We start from the raw sequence: 1,554 nt of genomic DNA on the forward strand, positions 1-1,554 counted from the left end.
CCGATGTCGATGATCCAGTCGGCGTGCGCCATGACAGCCTGGTGGTGCTCGATCACGACGACGGTGTTGCCGGCATCCACCAGGGAATCGAGGAGGGCGAGCAGCGTGTCGACGTCGGCGAGGTGCAGACCCGTCGTCGGTTCGTCGAGCACGTACACCGCCCCCTTCTTCGCCATCGAGATCGCGAGCTTCAACCTCTGCCGCTCGCCGCCCGACAGGGTGTTGAGCGACTGACCGAGCGTGATGTACCCCAGCCCGACGTCGACGAGGCGCCCCAGCACCGTCGCCGCGGGGCCCCGGGTGAGGAACGTGGATGCCTCGGCCACCGACATCTGCAGGACCTCGGCGATGTTCTTCCCGTCGAGCGTGTACTCGAGCACCTCGTCCGCGAACCCGGTTCCGCCGCACAGTTCGCAGACGGTTTCGACCGTCGACTGGAAGCCCAGTTGCGTGACGATCACGCCCAGCCCGTTGCACGCGACGCAGGCACCCTCGGAGTTGGCGCTGAACAGCGCGGGCTTGACGCCGTTCGCCTTCGCGAAGGCCGAGCGGACGGCATCCAGGATGCCGGTGTAGGTCGCCGGGCTGCTGCGCCGGGAGCCCTTGATCGGGGTCTGATCGACGACCACGACGTCGTCGTGCGCGGGAAGGTTGCCGTGGATCAGCGACGACTTGCCCGATCCGGCGACGCCCGTGACCACCGTGAGCACACCGAGAGGCACATCGACGTCGACGTCCTTCAGGTTGTGCTGCGACGCTCCACGGATCGGGATCGCCCCGGTCCGCGGGCGCACCGCGGCCTTCAGCTGGGCGCGGTGATCGAGGAAGCGACCGGTCAGAGTGTCGGAACCGCGCAGTCCGGCGACGTCGCCCTCGTACTGGATCGTCCCCCCGTCGCGACCGGCGCGAGGGCCGAGGTCGACCACGTGATCGGCGATCTCGATGACCTCGGGCTTGTGCTCGACGACGAGCACCGTGTTGCCCTTGTCGCGCAGCTGGCGCAGGGTGTCGTTCATCCGCTGGATGTCGTGCGGGTGCAGGCCCGCCGTCGGCTCGTCGAAGACGTACGTGATGTCGGTCAGGCTCGAGCCGAGGTGACGGATCATCTTGGTGCGCTGTGCCTCGCCGCCGGAGAGCGTTCCGCTCGCGCGGTCGAGCGACAGGTAACCGAGGCCGATGTGGACGAACGCGTCGAGCGTGTCACGGAGGCCATCGACGACCGGCGCCACCGACGGGTCGTCGATCGTGCGCACCCAGGCGGCGAGATCGGTGATCTGCATGGCCGCGGCATCCGCGATGTTGACCCCGCCGATGCGGGACGAGCGCGCGCCCTCGTTGAGCCGCGTGCCCTCGCACGCCGGGCACGGCACGAAGGTCACCGCCCGATCGACGAAGGCGCGGATGTGCGGCTGCAGACCGTCGCGATCCTTCTGCAGCATGCTCTTCGTGATCTTGGGGACGAGCCCCTCGTAGGTCATGTTCGAGCTGGCGATCTTCACCTTCTGCTGCTCGCCGTAGAGGAAGATCTGCCGCTGCTCGGGGGTGAAGTCGCGG

1 protein-coding gene is annotated in these 1,554 nt (G+C 68.2%); it reads right to left on the reverse strand.

Features of this window, described 5'->3' with window-relative positions; genetic code table 11:
• On the reverse strand, positions 1 to 1,554 hold a 1,554-nt coding region (locus I5G_RS02520), incomplete at both ends, for an ATP-binding cassette domain-containing protein (protein WP_022877650.1).

The organism is Microbacterium sp. B19, from assembly GCF_000333395.1.
Classification (GTDB): Bacteria; Actinomycetota; Actinomycetes; order Actinomycetales; family Microbacteriaceae; genus Microbacterium.